16 protein-coding genes are annotated in these 21,920 nt (G+C 58.1%); 11 read left to right on the forward strand and 5 right to left on the reverse strand.

Annotated features, from left to right (window positions below):
- Positions 1–26 precede the first annotated feature (26 nt).
- The 8 genes from FFS13_RS14835 to FFS13_RS14870 all read left to right on the forward strand — a co-directional run bounded on the left by FFS13_RS14835 (position 27) and on the right by FFS13_RS14870 (position 9,930).
- On the forward strand, positions 27–758 hold the full coding sequence (locus tag FFS13_RS14835; RefSeq protein WP_137819856.1) for an RDD family protein: 732 nt from the start codon (positions 27–29) through the stop codon (positions 756–758).
- Positions 755–1,735 carry a stage II sporulation protein M gene (locus FFS13_RS14840; protein WP_137819857.1) on the forward strand — a complete coding sequence of 327 codons (981 nt, stop codon included), beginning with the start codon at positions 755–757 and terminating at the stop codon, positions 1,733–1,735. Before FFS13_RS14835 ends, FFS13_RS14840 begins: the two co-directional genes overlap by 4 nt.
- The gene (locus FFS13_RS14845) at positions 1,722–3,323 is read left to right on the forward strand and encodes a DUF4129 domain-containing protein (protein ID WP_137819858.1); all 1,602 of its coding nucleotides are present in this window, start codon (positions 1,722–1,724) and stop codon (positions 3,321–3,323) included. Before FFS13_RS14840 ends, FFS13_RS14845 begins: the two co-directional genes overlap by 14 nt.
- The gene (locus FFS13_RS14850; RefSeq protein WP_137819859.1) at positions 3,320–4,639 is read left to right on the forward strand and encodes a DUF4350 domain-containing protein; all 1,320 of its coding nucleotides are present in this window, start codon (positions 3,320–3,322) and stop codon (positions 4,637–4,639) included. Before FFS13_RS14845 ends, FFS13_RS14850 begins: the two co-directional genes overlap by 4 nt.
- A gap of 155 nt (positions 4,640–4,794) precedes the next feature.
- Complete coding sequence (locus FFS13_RS14855) at positions 4,795–5,943, forward strand: site-specific integrase (protein ID WP_137819860.1); 1,149 nt, start codon at positions 4,795–4,797, stop codon at positions 5,941–5,943.
- The gene (locus FFS13_RS14860) at positions 5,943–7,622 is read left to right on the forward strand and encodes a hypothetical protein (protein WP_137819861.1); all 1,680 of its coding nucleotides are present in this window, start codon (positions 5,943–5,945) and stop codon (positions 7,620–7,622) included. Before FFS13_RS14855 ends, FFS13_RS14860 begins: the two co-directional genes overlap by 1 nt.
- A complete protein-coding gene (locus FFS13_RS14865) occupies positions 7,619–9,505 on the forward strand; it encodes an integrase (protein ID WP_137819862.1) in 1,887 nt (628 codons plus the stop codon). Before FFS13_RS14860 ends, FFS13_RS14865 begins: the two co-directional genes overlap by 4 nt.
- Positions 9,502–9,930 (forward strand): TetR family transcriptional regulator, encoded by a 429-nt coding sequence (locus FFS13_RS14870; RefSeq protein ID WP_137819863.1) that lies wholly within the window; start codon positions 9,502–9,504, stop codon positions 9,928–9,930. The genes FFS13_RS14865 and FFS13_RS14870 overlap by 4 nt, the downstream gene beginning before the upstream one ends.
- 160 nt (positions 9,931–10,090) lie before the next feature.
- Here the strand turns inward: FFS13_RS14870 and FFS13_RS14875 are convergent, their stop codons facing one another.
- The 4 genes from FFS13_RS14875 to FFS13_RS14890 all read right to left on the reverse strand — a co-directional run bounded on the left by FFS13_RS14875 (position 10,091) and on the right by FFS13_RS14890 (position 18,906).
- A complete protein-coding gene (locus FFS13_RS14875) occupies positions 10,091–12,790 on the reverse strand; it encodes an ATP-dependent RecD-like DNA helicase (RefSeq protein ID WP_137819864.1) in 2,700 nt (899 codons plus the stop codon).
- Positions 12,791–12,927: 137 nt separating this feature from the next.
- A complete protein-coding gene (locus FFS13_RS14880) occupies positions 12,928–15,147 on the reverse strand; it encodes a DEAD/DEAH box helicase (RefSeq protein WP_137819865.1) in 2,220 nt (739 codons plus the stop codon).
- Positions 15,122–16,417, reverse strand: a complete 1,296-nt coding sequence (locus tag FFS13_RS14885) for an ATP-binding protein (protein WP_137819866.1) — start codon at positions 16,415–16,417, stop codon at positions 15,122–15,124. The genes FFS13_RS14880 and FFS13_RS14885 overlap by 26 nt, the downstream gene beginning before the upstream one ends.
- Positions 16,414–18,906 carry a TerB N-terminal domain-containing protein gene (locus FFS13_RS14890; protein ID WP_137819867.1) on the reverse strand — a complete coding sequence of 831 codons (2,493 nt, stop codon included), beginning with the start codon at positions 18,904–18,906 and terminating at the stop codon, positions 16,414–16,416. The genes FFS13_RS14885 and FFS13_RS14890 overlap by 4 nt, the downstream gene beginning before the upstream one ends.
- Positions 18,907–19,213: 307 nt before the next feature.
- Between FFS13_RS14890 and FFS13_RS14900 the strand changes: the two genes are divergently transcribed.
- Positions 19,214–19,441 (forward strand): hypothetical protein, encoded by a 228-nt coding sequence (locus tag FFS13_RS14900; protein WP_137819869.1) that lies wholly within the window; start codon positions 19,214–19,216, stop codon positions 19,439–19,441.
- A 290-nt stretch (positions 19,442–19,731) separates the two neighbouring features.
- Positions 19,732–20,196, forward strand: a complete 465-nt coding sequence (locus FFS13_RS14905; protein ID WP_137819870.1) for a hypothetical protein — start codon at positions 19,732–19,734, stop codon at positions 20,194–20,196.
- A gap of 91 nt (positions 20,197–20,287) precedes the next feature.
- Here FFS13_RS14905 and FFS13_RS14910 read toward each other — a convergent pair whose 3' ends face one another.
- Entirely contained in the window at positions 20,288–20,641 is a 354-nt protein-coding gene (locus tag FFS13_RS14910; RefSeq protein WP_137819871.1) for a hypothetical protein, read from the reverse strand.
- A gap of 424 nt (positions 20,642–21,065) precedes the next feature.
- Between FFS13_RS14910 and FFS13_RS14915 the strand changes: the two genes are divergently transcribed.
- The gene (locus FFS13_RS14915) at positions 21,066–21,914 is read left to right on the forward strand and encodes a DUF2726 domain-containing protein (protein WP_137819872.1); all 849 of its coding nucleotides are present in this window, start codon (positions 21,066–21,068) and stop codon (positions 21,912–21,914) included.
- Positions 21,915–21,920: the final 6 nt, after the last annotated feature.

Below are 21,920 nucleotides of genomic sequence, written 5' to 3' on the forward strand. Positions count from 1 at the left end.
CGGGTTTTCCTCGACGCAGTTCGCCGATGCCTCTCACGCCCGCCGCCAACTTCCACCCTGGCACGCCTACCGGCGTAACGCTGGACACCCGTTTTCAGGTGGAAACCCCGGAAGGTATCGACCTCATCCTGCGTCCCGCCGGCCTGGTGCCGCGTGCTCTGGCCTTCGCCATTGACCTGGCGATCCGCGGCCTGGTGCTGTTGCTGATGTTCGTCACCCTCGCCGTGCTGGGCCAACTCGGCATGGGGCTCGGAACCATCCTGCTGTTTGTCGTCACCTGGTGGTACATGGTGCTGTTCGAGGTGCTCAACCAGGGGCGCTCACCGGGCAAACAGTTGCTGGGCCTACGCGTCGTTCACGATGACGGCACACCGGTCGGCTGGGCCGCTTCGCTGACCCGCAATCTGCTGCGCTTCGTCGATATCCTGCCGTTCGGCTACACCCTGGGCCTACTCAGCTGCCTCAATCACCCGGCCTTCAAGCGCCTGGGCGACTTGGCCGCCGGGACCCTGGTGATCTATCGCGATATGCCGCTCAAGCGCCCGCCACTCCTGACCGTCGAGCCCTTGCGCCCGCCCTTCCCGCTGAGCCTCAACGAACAGCGTGCGCTGCTGGGCTTTGCCGAGCGCCAGGCGGAACTCTCCAGCGCCCGCCGTGCCGAGTTGGCGGCGATTCTCGCCGAGCCCCTGGCCGTACCGGCGGAGCAGGCTGAAACGCAGATCAACCGCATCGCCCAGGGTTTGGTGGGGCCGGCATGAAACAGAGCCTGTTCGAAAGCCGTCATCAGGCCGATTGGCAACGCTTCGGCCAGTTGCTCGATGCGCTGGAGCGCGGCAAGGCCGAGAGCAAGGCCTGCCAGGCGTTCGCCGCCGACTACCGACACCTTTGCCAACAGTTGGCTCTGGCCCAGGAGCGGGGCTACAGCAGCCACCTGATCGATCAATTGCAACTGCTGGCCATGCGCGGCCATCAGCAGTTTTACCGGCATCGCAGCCACCTCGGGGCGCAGTTGATTGGCTTCGTTCTCGGCGGTTTTCCCCGTCTAGTGCGTGCCGAATGGCGTAGCGTGCTGGTCGCCAGCCTGTTGTTCTTCGGCAGCCTGATCGGCATGGGATTGCTGGTTTATCTGTTCCCCGAGCTGGTTTACAGCGTGATCGCCCCCGATCAGGTGGCCTCGATGGAAGCCATGTACGACCCCGACTCCACCCGCATTGGCCGCTTCGGCGAGCGCGACTCCGGCGACGACTGGATGATGTTCGGCTTCTACATCCTGAACAACATCGGCATCGCCTTTCAGACCTTCGCCAGCGGCCTGCTGTTTGGCCTCGGCAGCCTGTTCTTCCTGCTGTTCAACGGCCTGATGATCGGTGCCGTGGCCGGTCACCTGACCGAGATCGGCTACAACCAGACCTTCTGGTCCTTCGTCATCGGCCATGGCGCCTTCGAGCTGACCGGCATCGCCCTGTCCGGTGCCGCCGGCCTCAAACTCGGCTGGGCGTTGCTGGCGCCGGGCCGGTTGACCCGTACCGAGGCTTTACGAGTGGCCGCCGGGCGCAGCGTTCAGCTGGTCGCCGGGGTGATACTGTTCCTGCTGATCGCCGCCTTTATCGAAGCGTACTGGTCATCCATGACCTACACCACGCCGCAGATCAAATACCTGGTCGGTGCCGGCCTGTGGCTGCTGGTACTGGTCTATTTTGTCGGCGTTGGACGGACTGCCCATGCGCCTGACTGACGCCAGCGTGGTGATCCGCCCACGCAGCGCCTGGGAAGCCCTGGACTTGGGCGTGCTCCTGGCACGCCGGCATGCCGGCCTGCTGATGGCCAGTTGGGCGCTGGTCACCCTGCCGATCTTCGCGCTGCTCAGCCTGCTGCTATGGAACTACCCGAGCTGGGCCCTGTTCTTGTTCTGGCTGCTGAAACCAGCCTACGAACGCCTGCCGCTGCACATCCTCTCGCATGCCTTGTTTGGCGCTACGCCGACGCTCAAGCAAGCCCTCAAAGCCTGGCCGCGCCTGCTCAGGCCGCAACTGCTGGCCAGCCTGACCTGGCGCCGCCTGAGCCTGACCCGCAGCTTCGATTTGCCGGTGCTCCAGCTCGAAGGCCTCTCTGGCCAAGCCCGCAACCAGCGGCTGATCGTCCTCGGCCAGCGTGATGCCGGTGCGGCAACCTGGCTGACCCTGGTCGGCATGCACCTGGAGAGCGCCCTGTGGCTGGGCCTGATCACATTGTTCTACCTGCTGTTGCCGCAGCAGATCGAACTGGACTGGAGCTGGCAGAGCCTGATCGACGCCGCCTCCGGCCAGTGGCTATGGCTGGAGCACCTGTCCAACCTGCTCTATGCGCTGCTCCTGGTTATCTGGGAACCGGTCTACGTCGCCTGCGGTTTCACCCTCTACCTGAATCGCCGCACCGCCCTGGAAGCCTGGGATATCGAACTGGCCTTCCGGCGCCTGCGCCAGCGCCTCACGGGTGTGGCCTACGCCCTGCTGCTCGGCGCCGGCCTGCTGTTACTGCACTCGCCCAGCCCCGCCTGGGCCGCGCCGGCCAGTACTACACCGTCCACGCTCAGTAGTTGCCCGCTGCCCGGCGAAGACCCGTTGGGACCGGAAGCCGAACGCCTGCAACACCAGCCACTGACCAGCACAGCCGCGCAGGCCAGCATCGGCGCGCTGCTCGACCAGCCACCCTTCGAGAATCGCGAAACCGTGACGCGCTGGCGCTTTGCTGAAGAAAGCCAAGCGCAACAGCCGAGCGAGGCTAACGGCGAAGGCCTGGCCAAGCTGCTCAAGCATGTCCTCGACCTGCTCGGGTTCTGGAGCAGCATGGACAAGGTCGCGCTGTTCTTCGAGGTGTTGCTCTGGGGCGCGCTCATCAGCCTGTTGGTACTGCTGGGGTGGCGCTACCGCGACTGGCTGAGCGCCTTCTCCGGCCGTTTTACCCTGCCGCAGCGGCGCCAGCGGGCCATGCCGGCCATGCTGTTTGGCCTGGAAATCGCGCCGGAAAGCCTGCCCGAGGATGTCGCCGGCGAGGTCGAACGACTCTGGGCCGAACAGCCGCGCGCCGCGCTCGGTTTGCTCTATCGCGCGCTACTCAGCCGCCTGCTGCACGACTTCCGTCTGCCGCTAAAGGGCTCGCACACCGAAGGCGAAGTTCAGCAACTGGTGCAGAGCCTGGAGCAGGCCGACCTGAGCCGCTTCACCCAGGTGCTGATGCGCCACTGGCAGAACCTCGCCTATGGCCACCGACTGCCGCCGGAAAACCTCAAGCGCGGTCTCTGTGAAGGTTGGCGTCGGCTGTTTCAGCAGGATGCCCAGGCATGAACCGGCGCACCTCCTTCTTCCTTGGCGCCGGCCTGTTTCTCGCCCTGGGTCTGCTGGGCATCTATCTGCTCAGTCGCCTGTCGCCCTACCAAACCACCCTCGAACACGGCCCCGCGCCTGAAGTCGCCGCCAATCCCTATCTGGCCGCCGAGCACTTTCTCCGCAGCCGCGGCCTAAGCGTGCAACGGGCCGACGGCCTGGAGGTTCTGCCCGCCTTGCCGAGCCAGGGGCAAACACTGTTGCTGCTCGGCGCGCGTAAGCATATGACTCCGCGGCAAGTCGAACGCGTATTGGAGTGGGCCGCCAAAGGCGGTCACCTGCTGTTCGTCGCCGAACGCGTGTGGGACAAGGACGCGGGTAAGAGTGGCGACCTGTTGCTCGATCGCCTGCAGATCCAGCAGTACCTGACCGAAGACCTCGACGACGAAGATGCAGAAGATGCAGAAGATGCAGAAGACGGCGAGTCTGACGCAGACAGCGCCCAAGCACCGACCGAACAAGACAGCGCGAGTGAAGCAGCTAGCGAGGCCGACACCGCCAGCACTGGACAGCAGGCTGACGCAGAAGCCTCGAACCCGACAGACGAACAGAGCACCGATAAAGACCGCTACCCGGAGCTGACCAAGCTGTACCTGGAGAACGAGAACGCCCCGGCGTACATCGGCTTCGATACCGACTTCCACCTCTACGATGCCAAGAACCAGGCCCAGGCCTGGGCCAACAGCAGCGACTCCACCCACATGCTGCAGCTCAACCACGGCGACGGGTTGATCACCGTACTGTCGGACAACTGGATCTGGCAGAACCGCGACATTGGCAACTACGACAACGCCTGGCTGCTCTGGTATCTGACCCAAGACAGCGCCGTCACCTTGCTCTACCGCGCCGAACGCGACGACCTGGCCAGCCTGCTACTGCGCAACTTCCCCGAAGCGCTGGTGGCGCTGGCACTGCTCATCGCCCTGGCGCTCTGGGCGGTCGGCCTACGCCAAGGGCCGCTGCAAGCCCCGGCCAGCCGCGCACGCCGGCAGTTGCAAGAGCACCTGCGCGGCAGTGCCGATTTCCTCCGCCGTTGCAGCGGCCAGCACAGCCTGCTGCACGCGCTGCAACGCGACATCCTGCGGCAGGCACGCCGCCATCACCCCGGTTTCGAACGCCTCGATGTCGCGACGCAGTGGCAGACTCTCGGGCGCCTGACCCGTCTGCCGACCAGCGCCATCAGCCAAGCCATGCGCCCGCTGCCCCCGCAGCGCCTTTCCTCCGCCGACTTCACCCGCCAGGTCGCCCACCTGCAAACCCTTAGGAATGCCCTATGATCTGGCACCTTGCAAGAGTTAGATATCCATTCTATTAAGAATTAGCCCCTGACGAGCTCGTAGTCCTGAGATGGTGCGTGAGGGTCGATCTAATGGCCCTAACTCTGCCAGAGCAGACAATGGGATGGATGTCTGTTCAGTGCAGGGGACGGTAGATGGAGCTTGTGTGGGCTACTGAGGACTTGGTAATCGCTGGGCAACCCTATCCGAGGTTCCCCATTCTGCTTTGGGATTCAATGGAGAGTTGCATCCCGGCCAATTGGTTTTTTCGTCACTACCTGCTCCGCGGGAAAATTGGCTCTAAGCGATCCTGGCCCAGCACAGGACGCGCTCTGTACGACTTCTTCAGCTTCATCCAGGCCCATGAACTGGACTGGCGCGACGTTGATCGTGGCGAGGCCAAGAGCCTTGTGGCGGGCTATCGGGACTACTGCCTAGTGGCGTGCAAACTGGCACCGAACACCACTCGCCAGCGCCTGCATTACATCTGCAAGTTCTACGAATTTGCGCTGAAGAAGGGGTGGGTGAAGCGCCTGCCCTTCGCCTATGAAGAACGCACCGTGAGACGCGAAACAGGCTTCCTTGCACATGTCGATGCCAGTGGCGGCAAGGCTATGGCAAACGATGTGATGCCGAGTAGCCACAAGGTCCTGCCCAAGTTCTTGAGCATGGCCGAGGTCAAGGCGCTGCTTGCGGCAACGGATAATCCCCATCATCGGATGATGATGCGTTTGGCACTACATACCGGTCTGCGGCGCGAGGAACTCGCCACCTTCCCTCTGGCCTATGTCATCGACCCGAATAAGGCGATGCGAACCGAGCGCAACCTCCGCATTCGGCTCGCCCCCTACGACGGTAGCGGAATGGTGACTAAGGGCAGCAAGCCTCGAGAGATTCTTGTCAGTCGCCAGTTCATGGCTGAACTCTATCGCTATGTGACGAAAGTGCGTGGCGAACGTGCCTCGCTGAGCAAAACCTCACAACAGGCAATGCTTCTCAACCAGTTCGGGGAGCCCTACGGCGAGGACGGCAAGAGTCTCAACCGGATCATCAGTGAGGCCGGTAAGCGGGCGGGTATCAAAGTCCATACACATATGCTCCGGCATACCTATGCCACCCATACCTTGGTCAGCCTTCAGCGCAACCCTGCGAGCGGAATAGAGCCTCTAGTGTTCGTTCAGCGGCAACTCGGCCACAGTTCGATTCAGACGACCATGGTGTACCTGCATCTGGTCAACGAAATGGCCGACGAGGCGGTGCTGGCCTACGACGACGAGTTGAACGCACTGGCGGGGGTGGCCTGATGGGCAAGCGCAAGGTATTTACCAAGACCGACCTCAGCATCCCGCACGTCGAGCACAGCCACGACGCGACAGGCAATATAACTATTCTGCCCGAAGCCATCCCCCCGATAAAAACCACGGTCGAATTTGAGCGGAACACCTCAAATGCCCGGAGCTTCGACTTCGCCCGCTGGTACAAGGCTGGCATCGACCCCATCACCTATGCCTGCCAGCGCCAGATCGAACGTTTCCTCGCTGGTCAAGAGGGCGGCCTTACGGTAACCACCGTAGTTAGCTACTGTACGACGGGGCTGCGCAATTTCCTCGACTACTGCGTACTTCGCGCAGTAGCTTTTGATCGAGAGCTGACGTTAGCTGATATAAATCGGGATTTGATCGACGGATATCTCGGCTATCTAACCGGATTGTGTGTGACTACCACTGGTCAGAAGAGCTTCTACACCAAGACCAAGCCCGTGCTGCTCGCCTTAGGTCGACGTGAACTGACTCCCCTGTTGACGTCCGGCGATGCGGCGACCTTTCCCAATAACCCCTTCCCCAACAGCAAACGTAAGGTAAAGGGCGAAACAGCACTGTCCAAGCGTGAGCGGGAGGCGTTTGCAGTGGCGCTCAGGCTGGCATTAAAGCCGATCTGGACCGATGACGTGACTGTAACTGCCGACCTGTTGGTCTTCGCCTTACTGGTCGTGGCGTTGCACACCGGACGCAATGCCACGCCCCTTATAGAAATGGGCCGCAACTGCCTGCGTTCGCACCCCAAAGACAACAACGTTTTCTTAGTGCTGTGGAAGCGACGCGGCTACAACACAAGCAAGGTGGCACTACGCGCCAAACCTGACACCGAGCGCCTTCTAGAGTCCACGCCGAGCGTGAGAACAAGCGTGGAATGCCTAATTCGCCGCGTGATGGTTCTGACCGAACATCTGGATGCTGATGCCCCGGAAGACCTCAAAGGTCGAGTGTGGCTGTTTCGAAGTCGCACCGGCAAGGATGCCGGAAAAGTCACCCCGCTAACTAAAGCAACGCTAAGCTGGGCGACAAGCTGTCTTATAGCTGAGTATGGCCTGACGGATAGCAACGGGGAACCATTGCGGATTAACGTCTCGCGTCTGCGTAAGACCTTCGCCAACCGTATTTTCGAGTTGACCGACGGCAATCTGGCAACCACCGCCGCAGCTCTCGGTAACACCATGCGAGTGGCCGACCAAAATTATTTGGCTCCCGGGGAGGATGCTCGTCGCAATTGGCAGTTTATGGGCGAGGTACTGGTGCAAGAATTGCTGACCCGGACCATCGGGGCGACCTACAGAGAAACCCCCATGGGCCGCTGCGCCGACCCAGTGAACGGTCAATACGCTCCGAAGCGCGAGGGCGCGACCTGCATGAACTTCATGAACTGCCTGCGCTGTAAGCACTACGCAGTTACCGCCGAGGATCTATACAAACTATTCAGCTTCTACTTCCGCGTGCTGGCCGAGCGCTCGCGCATGGACAAGCGACGCTGGGCAAGGGATTACGCCCACATCCCACGCTTGATCGATAACTACATCGTTGCCGAGGGGTTGCGTCGCGGCACCTTCAAAGCCGCATCTGTCCAGGCAGCTCGTGAACGCTCCCGTGCCCTGCCACACCCGTACTGGTCAGTTGATCTGATTCAAAGCCTGGAGGTTTTTGCATGAGCGACAACACTCTGGCGGGCCTATCTTGGAAGCCGGTAGCGGCCCAGCCGGGCGACGCACTTGGACTCCCCGAGTCAGAACGCGACGCTCTGATTATCAGCGCGACTCAGGTCGACGGGCAGTGGGTCATTCTCAGCCGCTACGGCGACGATACCTGGCAGCTCGACGGCTGCACCAGCAACAGGCGGGCCAGCCATAAGCAGTTGGACTTCAACACAGTACCGCCGGCGTTCCGAGCGGTAATGAAAGCGATGTTTTACCGCTACCTACGGCGCGGGCGGCGCGGTGCAGGCCCGCCTAAAGGTGGCACGTTGCGCCAATGCTTCTCTGATGCAAGACCGTTCCTGCGTCACCTTGAGGATCTCAAGATTGATCACCTCAGCGCGGTGTCACTCATGGCATGCGCTACCTATGTGAGCGTCTGCAAGGCGCATCGGCAGACCAGCCAGTCGAAGGGCAAACCTTTATCACAGGATGCGCTTTATCACCGTTTTAAAGCCGTCGAAGGTCTACATGAACTCAGCCAGTACAGCTACGACCGGATGGTGCATCATCCTTGGCCCGAGACTTCCGCTAAAGCGATGGCGGGGCTTCTCGGCAGTGGTCAGGGCGGCAAGACGCCGCTGATCCCTGATGACGTGTTTTGCATCATGTTTGAGCGGGCCTCCCAGCAGGTTGAACGCGGCCATCAACTGCTTGACCTGCGCGATGAGCTGGAGGCCCTCGCGGCAGAGCATAGGTGGAAGAGTCGAGAGGGTGCTGTTTCTGCCAAAAACCGCCTACTGAACGCCCGTAACTGGGAGGGCGGACTGAGGGTATTCAACAAAGCGCTGATCGACCTGCGTACAGCCTGTTATATCGTCTTGGCCAGCACCTCCGGTTGTCGTAACCACGAGCTAGCTAACTTACAGTCGGGCGCGCTCCACCGCACCCAGGACGATGAAGGAACCGTCTACCACTGGATACGCTCACGATCGGACAAAACTGATGCGGGGATACATGACTGGATGATCCCGGAAGCCGCAGTACGGGCACTGCGCCTGATGGAGCGCTGGAGTGCTCCTTATCAAGCCATGATCGCCGCCGAGATCGTACAGCGGCGCCGGATCAACCCGTATGACCCGGAAATCGCCGAGGCACAGAAGCACCGCCAGGCGCTCTATCTCGGCGCAGATGCGAAAGGGGGCAACCAGGTGCGCACCCTCTCGAATGACAGTTGGAGCTCCTGTCTCAAAGTATTTCTCAAGGACTGCGGGCTGAGCTGGAATCTCGCCAGCCACCAGTTCCGCCGCAAGTTTGCTAATTACGCCGCGCATAGCCGCTTCGGCGACCTGCGTTATCTCAAGGAACATTTCGCGCACTGGTCGCTGGACATGACCTTAGGCTACGCCATGGACGACAGTTGGGGGCAGCACCTTGAACTTGAGCTGTACGACGATATTCAGGCGGAGTTGGAAGATATAAAACTCGGCGTCGTCGAGAACTGGCTGGGTAACGAACCCCTAGCAGGCGGCTATGGCCGAGCAATCAAGCAGTGGCAGCGGGAGCCGCAGAACCTGCTGATCTTCAAGGATCACGCCTCGATGCTGAAGTCCATTGCCGAGAGCACCGCGATTCGCAGCAACGGCCATGCCTGGTGTACAGCGGACGATGGCGGTTGCGTTGGTAATACCCTCGAGCGCACCCGCTGCGGCAACTGCAACAATGCCGTGATCGGGCGCGGCCACGCGGCCATCTACCAGCGACTCTACGATGACCTGAAAGGGCTGCTGCATTGCCCGGATATTGGCGAGGGCGGCCGTCAGCGCGTTGAGCGCGATCTGAATCGCTGCCGCGACGTATTGGCCCAGTTGGGCATGCCCCCGGAGACTTTGATCGCATGAAGCCCAAGGAAAAGGCAACCAACTACAAGCAGGCTGAAGATCGTGAGAAGGATCTGAAGCTCGCCCTCTACCGCATCCAGAAGTGCCGTGCCTACACTGGGGAAACCAAGGTTAGCATCGCAGCTGTAGCCCGCGAGGCAGGCGTATCGACATCGCTGATCCACAACTACTACCCGAGCATTGCCGAGGCTATCCGAGAGATTCAGGGACGTTCCAGTCGCGCAATGCGTGATGTGAAGCACCAAGACTTGATTGCAGAACGCAAGAAGTCCGCCGCATACCGTCAAGAGATCGAAGAGTTACGTGCCCAGGTCGCCAATCTCGCGTCCATCAACGAAGTGCTATTGGACGAGAACCATGTGCTCAAGGCTAAGATGAACGACCGTAAGGTGGTCGATCTGGCTGCAAGGAAGCCGCATGGATAGGTCGATTTCGCATGATGCGCAATTGCATTCATCTGAACAGTCAGTTGCATTTATGCTGCCCACGAATCGCATCCGAGTTGACTAGTAGACTGCATCGAGGGCCTACCAAGGCAGGGGCGATTCAGACTTCGGTTCCTAATTTAGTTGATGCGCCGGCAACTCATCTGCGAACCGGTGTAAGGCCACGGCGGGCAGCAAGAATAGCGACATCCTTTGTGTTCGCGCTGTGGTTGATCCGCTCTAGAACTTTTTGCTGCGTCTCGGGAGTCCAAAATATCCGCAGACGCTCGCGTGCCCGGGTTATTGCTGTGTAAAAGATGCTGTGTGTAATGTCATCTTCGTTGGCATCGGTAATGACGATTTTAACGGAGTCGTATTCGAGACCCTGCGCCTTGTGTATCGACACAGCGTAAGCAACTTGAAATGGTACTGTCGTGTTCAGGGAGTCATCGTCTTCGTCGCTCGTATTGGAGTCGTAGACAGAGAAGCGCACGGTCGAGCCCTCTATCCATTCAAGCTCATCATTATCTACGTCGAACTCGCTGAGCGGTCGATCAAGCTCTACGTCGAACTGGATCCGGCCACGAACACTCTCGATGCCAACGATGCGCCCTTTGAGATTGTTGTAGATCACTGGCCGGAACCGCTCGGTCTCGTGAAAGAGTACAGGGTCTCCAATCTTGTAGGTGGAGACGCGCCAAGTGGTTGTAGCGCCAGGGTTGCTGGCCTGCAGAAATCGGTTGATGTTGTTGATTCCATAAAGGCCATCGTAGTTTAGGCACAGGATGATCTCGTCCTGCCCCTGAGGCTCGAATAGAGCCTTGTCGAGCACGCTGGAGTACCCATTGCGAGCCATGACCTCGGCGAGGTCATCTTCAATGGCGCGGACCTTATTCCAGAAGCCTAACAACGATTTGTTCTTAGTCCTGAAGGGGGTTGTCAGCTCGAACACCGACGTGCTTGGAATAAACGATCGAATGATTTCGAACCAGTTACCGAACTGAATCGACTCGATTTGGTAGACATCGCCAACCAATACAAGCAGCTTGAAAGAGGTTTTCTCCAGCACCTTGATGAGATCTGCATTGCTGACGGTACTGCACTCGTCGATAACGAGAAGGTCGTACTCAGTGGCAGAGGCCCTCTTGCCAATTTGGCTGCTGATTGTTCGGAATTCGGATTTCTGTGCGGTCACTTTGCGTTTTAGATTGTCGATCGCTGGGTTTGTGTGCGCAAGAAACAGCTTTTCCTTATCGTTGAAATAGTGAGCGATATGATCAACCATCGTTGATTTTCCAGTACCGGCGGCACCATAGATCAGTGCGACGCGCGATTGGCTGAACAACTGCTTGAGAGCGTTCATTTTTATCGGGTCGTCGACTCGACCAGGTGTTTCATCAAGCCAGCGCTCAACGGCCTGAGTAAAGCCTTCGATTCTCGACGATGAGTATTTCTGCAGCAGCTCAACGATAGAGACAGTCTCATTCTCATACCCACGGACAAGGACGCTCCCCCTGTCGAGCAGGAGTTGGCGCTCGGTATGCTTGTAGTAGAGCCTCATGTTGTAGGTGGAGATCAACCCACTAACGTCTCCGAACGTCTCAAGGTCAGCCACGGGTGTGTAAAGGCTTCCGTGACGATCCACGTTGTTCTTCACGCGTCGAGCGAGCAATTCATGAATTCTTCCAGTCGTATCAAGGCTTTCGACTAGATCCCAGTACCGCGGATTGTGGGAGGACAACGAGGTACAAAACGGCATAGTGTCGAAGGGTATGCAGCTATACCGAAGCCTCAGCCCAGAAAGAAGGCGGCAACCGTCTCGGTCGTACTGCGACTTCAGTATCTGGTTCTGCATTCGAAGCATGAGATACCGAAGGACATTATGGCCCGGAGCGCTCGATCTGACGATCAAGCGTGCTTTATCCAGTACCGGGAAAATCAGCGCCTGCGCGCCGCCAGCCGTAGCCTCTGCTCTTGCCGCCGCATATTTGCCGTCGGAGATGTCCATAAGGTCAAGCAAACTGCCTGAGCCAGCCGTCAGCCGATGCATCAGGTAGCGATACTCCGTCGAGACGGTTCGCACTTTTGAGGCTAAACCAAGAAGACGCGCGAAATTGTCGAGCTCACACGGGCGGATTGAAACGTCCCACTCGCTGATGATCGTGATCGGCATCGTCTGGTCGAGCACCTCGATCGAATCCCGCCGAAGCGTCAACATGGCCGCGTACTTATCAGTCATGTCAATATCAGTGAAGGCGATGATGCGGTCGAACTTGCTCACCTTGTTTACGGCGCGATAGAGGGTAGCCTCGTAGTAAATCCGACCGAAGATGAAAAACGGGCGAGTTTTATGGATGTAGTATCGATCTCGAGGGCTGCTGCCCGACGGGGATAAGCGGGCCAGATCAATCCGTGCAGCGATCTTCTCGTGGTACTCACGAAGAGACGGATCGAGATCGGCCGGAAAGTCCTCAAGGTTTGTCAGTACGGCCAACCCACAGCGGTCTTGAAGCAAGCTGCGGATGCGGCAGAGATACTCGTAGTACTTGAGCATCAAACGCTCGGAGGCGTCCCCATCAAGCGTGTAGTGAGAGGCACTTTGCTGGATCAGCTTGTGGAACCTGCCGAGGAAGTTGAGCTTCCCATTGCTCCTGACGAAGGCCAGCCCCAATTCAACAACGGCGTAATTAAATTCAGTGTTGGGCGAGCCTGTATGGAGACGAACTGCTACGCCCTCGACTAGATTCCGGAGCTGAGCGAGCACGTTCTGCGAGAGCAATGCCCGCTGATCAGCGAGCAATTCGATATTTCGGCAGATCGCCTCGTCAGCGTTTTGGATCTGCTTGGTGACTGTAACCATAGGTTCTTCAGTCCCTATTGATCAAAAAATTCACAGCAAAGATGCTTGCCTTGAGTCATTGCAGCCAAAACTTCTACTTTCGGCGCATCTGCCTGACCGTCCGATCCTGACCGACACCACCGTAATGGGGCCAAATACTAAGACGTCACTGCTGGTTGGATCATCAGAGCCATGGCCAATGCCTTTGCTCCACCCAAGTCCAGCTGCATCGTGGCGTACGACTGCATAAGTAACGCTGGCGGGAGTACCCAATCCCATTTTTCTTGAGCCATGTTCTGTATGTCCGCCAGAACAGAGGACTCATCAATACCATTCCACCCGGCGATCTCGCGCAGCTTGTTTTCAAGCGATGTCCGATCCCCCTTGACCTCAATGACCAGCCCGCAGTTTTCACTGGTTATTCCGGTGTAGGTCAGCAAGATAGCCAAGGCATCGTTCGTCCAATCGCCTTGCCATGTGAACAGGTAAGTCTTGCCTCCGCTTTCGACCATGTTCGACTGTACCAATCCAAGGTCCGAAAAGGTGCTGCGCGCCTGAGCCAAAAGCTCCTGTGCCGTAGTATCAAGATAGGGATAGGTATCTGTCTCCAGTAATACGGCCTTCATCTCTTGCCGGACCCGATCATGCACACGTGCTCCAAGCCCGTCGAAGGATGGAGGAGCGCCACCAGGATCGGATCTCACGGCGATGACCTTGGCATCAGTGTCAACGTCCGTAACTCGCCAGCGGCGCCCAGCAAAAATAATGCGCTGGTCGACGGTCAGTGGTCTGGAGACCGGCAATGCTCCGAGAGGCTTGCCATCGCATACCAGGCGGAACTCTTCATTGCTTACGAATGCACTGTAGAAGTCGTAGTTGTTGATCATGCGTTCTCCCACCACGCCGGGCAGTAGGAGTCCTGATGCTTCTTGGGTTATCAAGTCGCGGTCGCCGAGGGCGCGAAGCAAATTTAGGAAGCGACCCTGCTCCACTCCAGCGAACGGACCACTTCGTATCAAAGTGCTCCATAGCTCTGCAGCTGTTGCTCCTCCCCGCTGAGCTATCACCGAGAGGCACTGCTGTACCAGTGTCGATAAATGAAGGCCCTGAACGCGGGGCGGCTCGAACCAGCCCTGCATCAACAACCTGATCATGGCGATACTTTGCACCAAGCCCTGGCGGAGTCGATCAGACAGTGGAGAGTCATGGTCCAGCCGACGCTCCTTGCAGTAACTGCGAAGAATGGCCGCCTCTCCCGGACGGCGCCCAGATCGGCCCAAGCGCTGGCGTAAACTGGCTACCGATGGCGGCGGTCCAATCTGCGCCACCGTCTTGATGCTGCCGATATCGACCCCAAGCTCCAACGTCGTAGTGCAAACTGCTGTGGCAGGCTGGTCACCGGCCTTCAGCGCTTTCTCGGTTTCCTCTCGAATGTCCTTCGCCAAGCTGCCGTGATGCGGCCAGAACTCGTTCGGCACACCATCCTGCTCGCAACGGTGCCGCAGATTGTCGGCAAACCATTCCACTTGGCTTCTGCTGTTCGGAAAGACCAGGTTATTACTACCGCGCAGCACCTGAAAGAGATGGTCTGCGATGGCGTGGTCCGGAAAAAACACCTCTTCACCTTCAGGCTGTATCGGGAGCGCCTGCTTGAACTCCACATATCCTCTGATCTGAACCTTAAGTATCTGACCACTACCCTTGGACTCAATCACCGACACATGATGGGGGGCACTGGGACGCAAGAAAGCAGCAGCCAACATCATGTCGCCAAGCGTGGCGGAAAGACCAACCCTGGGCAGGGGGCGATCAATTACCGTTTCCACACGATGCATGAGTGACTGCAACTGCTTGCCTCGCTCACTACCGATAAAGGCATGGAGCTCATCCACCACCAGGTACCGTAGGTTGGCAAACAACCCAGCTAGGCTGGTTCCCCTGTTCACGAACAGAGCTTCGAGCGATTCCGGTGTGATCAGCAGAATGCCTTCCGGAGACTTGAGAAAGCGATGTTTTCGGCTCGCCGAGATATCCCCATGCCAGGCAACAACTGGAAGTTCAAGCTCATCGCAAAGCCTCGTCAAACGATCCCACTGGTCATTGATGAGCGCCTTTAACGGGCTGATGTAAAGCACCGCCCCTGGTTTTTCCGTGTCCTGCAGGAGATTGGTAAGGATGGGCAGGAACGCGGCTTCGGTTTTCCCTGCAGCTGTAGCCGCCGCAATGATGACATCCTGGTCCGCTCCCAAGAGCGCAGGGATAGCACGCTCCTGGGCGTCCCGCAGGGAGGTCCAGCCCTCGGTCCATATCCAGCGCTGGATTCTCGGTTCAAGGAGTGCGAACCCAACCGACTCAGAGCTGGAAGGTGGCAAGCTCATCATCAGTATCCATATGGGTATCGGCCTCACCACCTCGGTCCGGTGCAATCTCTACGGCACCCAGGAGGGTGCGCCAATCAGCGCCCGGATTCTGCTCCAGCACCGCCAGCAGGTTGATGAATGCGGTGATAGTCGTCCGCGGGGTACGGAAGTAGGCCTCACCCAGACGCTGGTTGCAGTGGGCCATAAACAGTGGCAATGCCTCGTCGGGCAGCAGATAGCGCTCGCTCTCGCCTGCAGCGTAAACATGGCGCAGCTTCTGTAACAGCACGTAGAAGTCCTCGGGCGTCAAGCTGGTGAGGCGGATGACTGGCCCGGAAAGGTCCACCAACCCCGACTTGGCGAAGTTATTTTCCGCCAGGCGCGACTGCAGGGCTGGATAGCTGTAGAGGCCACGGCGAGTATCCATGAGGAACTCGGGGGTGCCGCCCAGCACAAAACCCAGCCCCTCTGCGGAGCCCTGCAGGGAGTCATTGAGGATGCGCAGGATCTGCTCATAGTTAGCGTTGCGAGCCTGGGTGTTTGAGAGTTTGTACAGGTTGACCAACTCGTCGAGACAGACCATCAGCCCACTGAAGCCTGCCAACCGAACGAATCGTGCAAGCAGCTTGAGCTGATCGAAGACCGACGCATCGTCGACGATGGTTCGCACGCCCAGTGCAGCACGGGCGTCTGTCTTGGTGGTGAACTCGCCACGCAACCAGCGGATAGCATCGGCCTTAAGCTGCTCGTTGCCCTCTTCAAAGCCTTTGCAATAGGCCGCGATCACATCCGCAAAATCGTAGCCACTGACCATCTCCGTCAACTGGGCGAGATGCTCACGAATCACGGCCTCACTGTCTTTACCGGCCGCCTTGGCCTCCGTTTTGGTCTGCGCAATGAACTTCTCGACAATTCCTTGCAAAGCGCCGCCGTCAGGCTTAGTCCGGGTAGACATATTCTTGGCCAGCTCGGCATACAGAGAGCGAGCCTGGCCGCCAGTGGCGTGCAGGCGACGATCCGGGTTCAGGTCCGCATGCATGGTAACGAGCTTGCGCTCCATCGCAATCGAACGCACCAGGTTGAGGAAGAACGTCTTGCCCGCGCCATACTCACCAATCACTACCCGGAACGCGGAACCACTTTCAGCAAGGCGCTCCACGTCACGGATGAGCGCCTCAAGCTCACCAACGCGCCCCACTTGGATCAAGTGTTGGCCTGCACGAGGAACTACGCCGGCGCGCAGGGACTGAATGACCGCATCGCGGTCCTTGGCTCTGATGCTGCTCATAGCGGTAGTTTTCCCATGATTTCAGGGTTGATTTCTAAGGGGTCTTCCCCTTCAGTGATTGGCATATCGAAATGCTCGAAGGCCATGTCGTTGATCTGCTCCAATGCACCGTCGAGCATGAGTTCCATATCGCTTGCAACCGCCTCCAACTCGTCTCGCACCCACTCGACACGGGATACGAGCACGCGCAGGAAGGCTGAGTGGTCGGCGTCCAGTCCACAGATAGTGGAAGTATCCTCGACAGTTTCTTCAACAACTGTCTCCTCGGCCTCAGCAGGCTGTTCGTCAACGAAGACCTGAGCCAGCAGAGCAGATACCTGTTCCGTTTCACGCTGTAACTGAGCGATGCGCTCCTGGTCCAGAACAAATCCGCCAACGGGCTTGGACGGAGTTGCTCCGGGTATTGAAGGCGTTGCCTGCGATGAGCCAACGGGACTACCACTGGCGGCCACATGAAGGTCGCTGTATAGAGATTGCGGATCCAGTTGCAGGGTCTTGTAGACGCGCTCCAGCAGCTTCACCTCTGCGGGGCTGACCTCACCGTCGACCTGCGCCAAGTGAGCGAGAAACGCCGCCACAACCCTCTTCGCCGGCTCGGCCAGGGGCTCCAATTTTTTCTTCAGGCTTTGCAGGGTTGGCGGCTGGTTAAGCTGCAGACGCAGATGGGCCTTTAGACGCTTCCGATGAGCACCACTCAGGTGACTCCAAGAGTCGACATGCTGGGATAGCAGCATAATTTCCTGCGGCGACGTGTCGCCATCGGCAGCCGCCACAGCACAGGCGAGATCCAACGTGACAGAGGCGGCGCTGTATGCAGGCGAAGATCGGAGATCGCCATCTTCAGCCTGGGTCGCAAAGAGCGCCACGCTGTCCTCAGCTTTGGGCGTTCGGCTGCCTGCCAGCACATCCGGCTCGATACCGATGTGCAACGACTCCAGTGCCCGGGCGAGTGTCAGGACCTTGTCTCGCGACAAGGCTCCCGCACTCTGCAGTCGCCCTGCCAGTTCGCCAAAACTCATGACCACCATGCCGTCGCCGATTCGTTGCTTCAGCTCATCGAGCGCTTTTCGAGCAGTCGCCGGCCAGAGGCTCACGGGCAGCTGCAGCAGCCCTTCTAGCGCATCAGACGTATCGGGATTGCGGCCGAGATAACGACTGTAGGGTTCTAACTGCAACGTGCATTCGTCAACCAACTGCTGCAGCTTCTTCCGGGCGGCGCTGGTGGCGGTGACATCAGGAATGCCGGACAGGCCATCCAGCTCCTGAGGTGGCAGCCCCGCAGAAGCAGTGTTGTATTGGAGTCTCAGACGGGTCTTGTTCTGGGGGAGCACCATGCCCGCGCCATGACGTTCCTGATAGCGCATGCGGAACAGCTGGGCGAACGCCTCTTCACAGCGGGTTACAGGTGTCCGTTTCCCGATATTGTGATCGGACAACACCCAGGCCAACGCCCAGTCGGGCGGCATTGGTTGCTTGTCGGCCGCCAGCTGACCCAAACCAATGCGCAGCTCTATAGGCATTTCATAACCGTAAGGCAGCGTTGCGGGCGGTGCCTCTTGATAGCGTCGGGTAAGCACTCTGTTATGACGGAGAAAGTCTACAAAGCGACTGGCATAGGTGTTGAACGAATGGTTCTCATCGTAGATCGAGAGCAGCCTTTCGACCTCAGCAATGATGGCAGGGATCTCGGCGGCCGCAGCCCGATCCGTCTTCGCATCAATGAATATCCTGCGCTCCAGGCCGTAGAAGAACAGGAATACGTAGCCAATGTTTGCATGCGGAGCCTTTCGGCCACTGGATAGCCACTGCAGATATGCCCGGCGGGCTTCAGGGGAGATGTTTTCGTAGCTGGGCCAGTAGGAAGTATGACGCTCAGCAATATCAACGATACCCCGCGCAATCTTCAGCTTCGGGTTGATCAGTGAGGGCTCCGAAGAGCCGTAGCGGCGGTTTCGATCTTCGCCGACATAGATCAGGCCGCCAGGGATCTTCTCACCGGCAACTTCAATAGGCTCGCCAGCAGAAAGCCAGCGCACTTTGGCCCCCGTCAGATCCGCGGGCACGTTCGGAATTCGGTGGGAGGGCCGCTCGACGGCACCTAGGGTCACGGTAAAGAACCCAGAACTCTCAGTCTTTGCAGAAACATGTTTCTGGAGCGAGGCCGATGCTTGAGCCGGCGTGGAAGATGGCACCCCTGCTGGGAAAACCTCGTCCAACGAGAATGTCAGGCCTGCATTCAATGGTATATCGGTGGCGCCCGCTCGATCGACCTGTCGAGGCGGCTGCCGTTTGGTCTGCGATGGAAGTACGAATGGTAGTTTGCTGCAGGCCTTGATGATCAACCACCCACCTGCACCGACGATGGCTATCCCGACCAGGACAACCCATACCTCTTTGGGAACGGAAGCGAGCAGCCCTAATACTATGGCTCCAAGAATCACCACTCCAGATACGTCAGACTTGCTGTTGCGTCTGCGCTTCCTTGCCATCGCCTCGCCCCCTAAAGCCAATGCTGGCCGTTTGGTAGTATCGGCAATTCGACTGCATCTGAATAGGCCCTGCTTCCCTGTAAACCTTAATGCCTCATTGTGAGGCTTAGATGCCACTAGGGCGGCTGAACCTTATTCAAGTTATGCAGCGCGCTGCTCTAGCAAAAGCCGCGCAGGAGGCTAGCGAGTGTGTCGAGATCACTGTCGAATTTTATAGTTGGTCGGAGAACACTCAGGAGCTCGCAGAGGCAATGGCCACCGGCATTCTCATCTGGCAAATGAACAATCCCCTGGACAAGGAAGAGCCATGACGCGCCGAATTACTTTGAGTCTCGATCTAAACGAAAATGACCTTGATGCTCTCCAAATCATGCTGGCTAATCCAGCTGCCATCGCTAGATCAGTCGCGCCGAATGATCCCCGCGAGCAGATCCGCATTGTCGACGTACTCGCGGAAATAGCCAGGGGAGTGACTGAGGCGGCCATCGACAAACAGGTTGCCTCTCCAGAGGAGAGGCGGGGTCGATCGACATGACAAATGCGGCGAACCCCTTCACTTCGTACTATGCGGTTCCGAGATCATACCCCGCGAAAAAACTAACCCCCCTGGCGCACAGTACCGGCAGGCCGGCCCGAGGCGCGGGGGTTATTCTTCCTGATCAAAGGTAGTGGGCACGTGGTCAGGCGTCACCTCGAATCCGGCGCACGCCACCTCCCTTTCGGCTAAAGCCAGCGGAACGGGCATATAGAAACCGGCCGAGCCCATATTGCGAACAACGAATTGACGACCTATGCACGGTGCATAGGTCGCTGGAGCACCTTCGAATGACGCCTCTCCGCACCTACCTCGACACCGAGTTCACGGCACTCAACCGCTATACCTACAAGTTAATCAGCCTCGCCCTGGTCGTACCTGATGGCCCGGAGTTCTATGTCGAGCTGATGGATGCTTGGGAAGAGGGCGACTGCTCTGATTTCGTGCGGGAGATCGTGTTGCCACAGCTGAACCTGGCGACCTATGGCCGCACGACAGAGCAGGCACGAATTGACCTATTGGATTTTCTCCAGAAGCTCGGACGGGTGGAAATCATCAGCGATGCGCCTGATTGGGATTGGCCCCTGCTGCTGTGGCTGATTGGCCCTGCTGGTCTCCCGATAAGCGTGCAGCCTCAGCCTGGGCTTCTCCGTATCGATATTGAGACCGAGTATGTCGGTGGAGATCCACCTCACCATGCGCTTGAAGATGCGCGCCTTCTTGCCGCCCTTGCTGAGAAATCCCATCTCGCATGACGAGCGGTTGTGTACGGTTAATCACTTAAACGTGATTAACCGTACATGGGCTTGCCTGCCGGTGTTGAGCGATAGGAGGCGCTGCTGCGATCTACTCAGTGGGAACCACGACTGAAGTCACCACAACGCCTTCGTTCTCATCATCACGCCAGAACGTATGGGAGCAGTCCTGGCATTGGTACTGCGCCATCACTGGATCTTGCTCCTGCTGCACGGCTTGAAGTTGTGTGCCATGACAAATGGAGTAGAGCAAATCCTCACCGGCTTTGGTTTGCGCACATTGAGTTAAATTGATCTTCATGAACGGCTGGAAAACTTCGACCAGGGATGAGAATACGTCCGCCCAGATTTCGAATCTGGGCTGCTGGAACAGACGGCCGGCGCTGCCGTAATGTTGACGGCACAGCCCTTCACCATTAGTCTTTGCACCAAGAATAACCCCCACGCCTCGGGCGAGATTTTTCTCGTACTGCGCACCAGGGGGTTAGTTTTTTCTGCTCTCCCAGCACTATCTCCAGTGCTCGCATTGCTCGAAATGCCCAAGCGCGCATCCAAACCTTATCAACGTCGTGAAGCCTGGGCTGCCAGGTACGTCCTGTTGTACACACGTGGGTGTAGATCTGAGTGCTTTCGATACCCTGGTGCGCGTGGGCTTTCTCCCTTTTATACTCTGAATAGGCCCTGATTTCGTAGATGCTCAAGGGTCGCCTCCGGCCAGAAGCGGACGTTTCGAGTAGGAAAAATAAATTTTTCCCCATTTGCTTTTCACTGAAACCAAACGAGCTGCCATGCCTCAACTCGGCGTTTGTCGGCGCATCCACTTCGCCCTATCCTAGGCGCACGATCAGGATTAAGTGCGGAGCGCTGGCGTGGAAGACAGAGAGCAGCTGTACACACTGCTGGCCCAAAAAGACTGGGAGGCGATTGGTAAAATCATCTACAAGAACAAGAAGGCCAGGACGCAAGACCCCTTCTTGGCCCAGGTCACTACGTTCTTTGAGGCTGAATTCTTTACCTTCGCAGAGCTTTTGCAGGCTGCTGAGCGCGCAAAGCAGTTTGAGTTCACTAACTTGATTATCGAACTAGGTCAGCACGGCTTTAGCCAGGGCTTCGTGGATCGTTTTGTGGATGAGCGCCTGAAGCTGATGCAGGAAACCAAGCACTCTGCACTCCTCAACTACGCCCAGTCGTATCAACACCGCCCCCTAGCCAAGCAGATCATCCAGTCTTTTTTGCAGACAAAGCCAGAAGCGGTTGCCGCCAGCCTGCGCGAGAACATGACAATTCGCGCGACAGAAGTGGAGGTCGGCAAGGCAAAAATCATTCGCCTGTTCAAGTCTAAGCAGGAAGAACACTTCTATGAGGCGGTACGTCGGGTTTTTCCGACCTATCACCCCTACCCTAACGTCGCCTTAAGCTGTGTATTGGATTACCCGGCCATCAAAAATCAGTTGTCCGAAAAGGCTAGGTCATACTTCTTCCAAGCCATCATCGACAGCGTGGTGTTTGATGTGGGCAGTGGGTATGAGCCTAGATACTTCATTGAGCTGGATAGCAGCTTCCATGATGAGCCTAAGGCCCAGGCCAATGACCGGCTAAAGGACTCTATTTTCCAAGCAGCAAACACCAAGCTCATTCGTATTCGGCCCTTGAATACCAGGGCCTCGTCGGTCGAAGAGTTTGAAAAACTGGTGCGTGAAGTGATGCGCCAGCTTTAAACCGGT

The organism is Pseudomonas sp. 2FG (assembly GCF_005502935.1).
Taxonomy (GTDB): Bacteria; Pseudomonadota; Gammaproteobacteria; order Pseudomonadales; family Pseudomonadaceae; genus Aquipseudomonas.

Coding starts and splice junctions, on each gene's coding strand:
- FFS13_RS14835 (WP_137819856.1), top strand. CDS start 27: ATGCCTCTCACGCCCGCCGCCAACTTCCACCCTGGCACGCCTACCGGC.
- FFS13_RS14840 (WP_137819857.1), top strand. CDS start 755: ATGAAACAGAGCCTGTTCGAAAGCCGTCATCAGGCCGATTGGCAACGC.
- FFS13_RS14845 (WP_137819858.1), top strand. CDS start 1,722: ATGCGCCTGACTGACGCCAGCGTGGTGATCCGCCCACGCAGCGCCTGG.
- FFS13_RS14850 (WP_137819859.1), top strand. CDS start 3,320: ATGAACCGGCGCACCTCCTTCTTCCTTGGCGCCGGCCTGTTTCTCGCC.
- FFS13_RS14855 (WP_137819860.1), top strand. CDS start 4,795: ATGGAGCTTGTGTGGGCTACTGAGGACTTGGTAATCGCTGGGCAACCC.
- FFS13_RS14860 (WP_137819861.1), top strand. CDS start 5,943: ATGGGCAAGCGCAAGGTATTTACCAAGACCGACCTCAGCATCCCGCAC.
- FFS13_RS14865 (WP_137819862.1), top strand. CDS start 7,619: ATGAGCGACAACACTCTGGCGGGCCTATCTTGGAAGCCGGTAGCGGCC.
- FFS13_RS14870 (WP_137819863.1), top strand. CDS start 9,502: ATGAAGCCCAAGGAAAAGGCAACCAACTACAAGCAGGCTGAAGATCGT.
- FFS13_RS14875 (WP_137819864.1), bottom strand. CDS start 12,790: ATGGTTACAGTCACCAAGCAGATCCAAAACGCTGACGAGGCGATCTGC.
- FFS13_RS14880 (WP_137819865.1), bottom strand. CDS start 15,147: ATGAGCTTGCCACCTTCCAGCTCTGAGTCGGTTGGGTTCGCACTCCTT.
- FFS13_RS14885 (WP_137819866.1), bottom strand. CDS start 16,417: ATGAGCAGCATCAGAGCCAAGGACCGCGATGCGGTCATTCAGTCCCTG.
- FFS13_RS14890 (WP_137819867.1), bottom strand. CDS start 18,906: ATGGCAAGGAAGCGCAGACGCAACAGCAAGTCTGACGTATCTGGAGTG.
- FFS13_RS14900 (WP_137819869.1), top strand. CDS start 19,214: ATGACGCGCCGAATTACTTTGAGTCTCGATCTAAACGAAAATGACCTT.
- FFS13_RS14905 (WP_137819870.1), top strand. CDS start 19,732: ATGACGCCTCTCCGCACCTACCTCGACACCGAGTTCACGGCACTCAAC.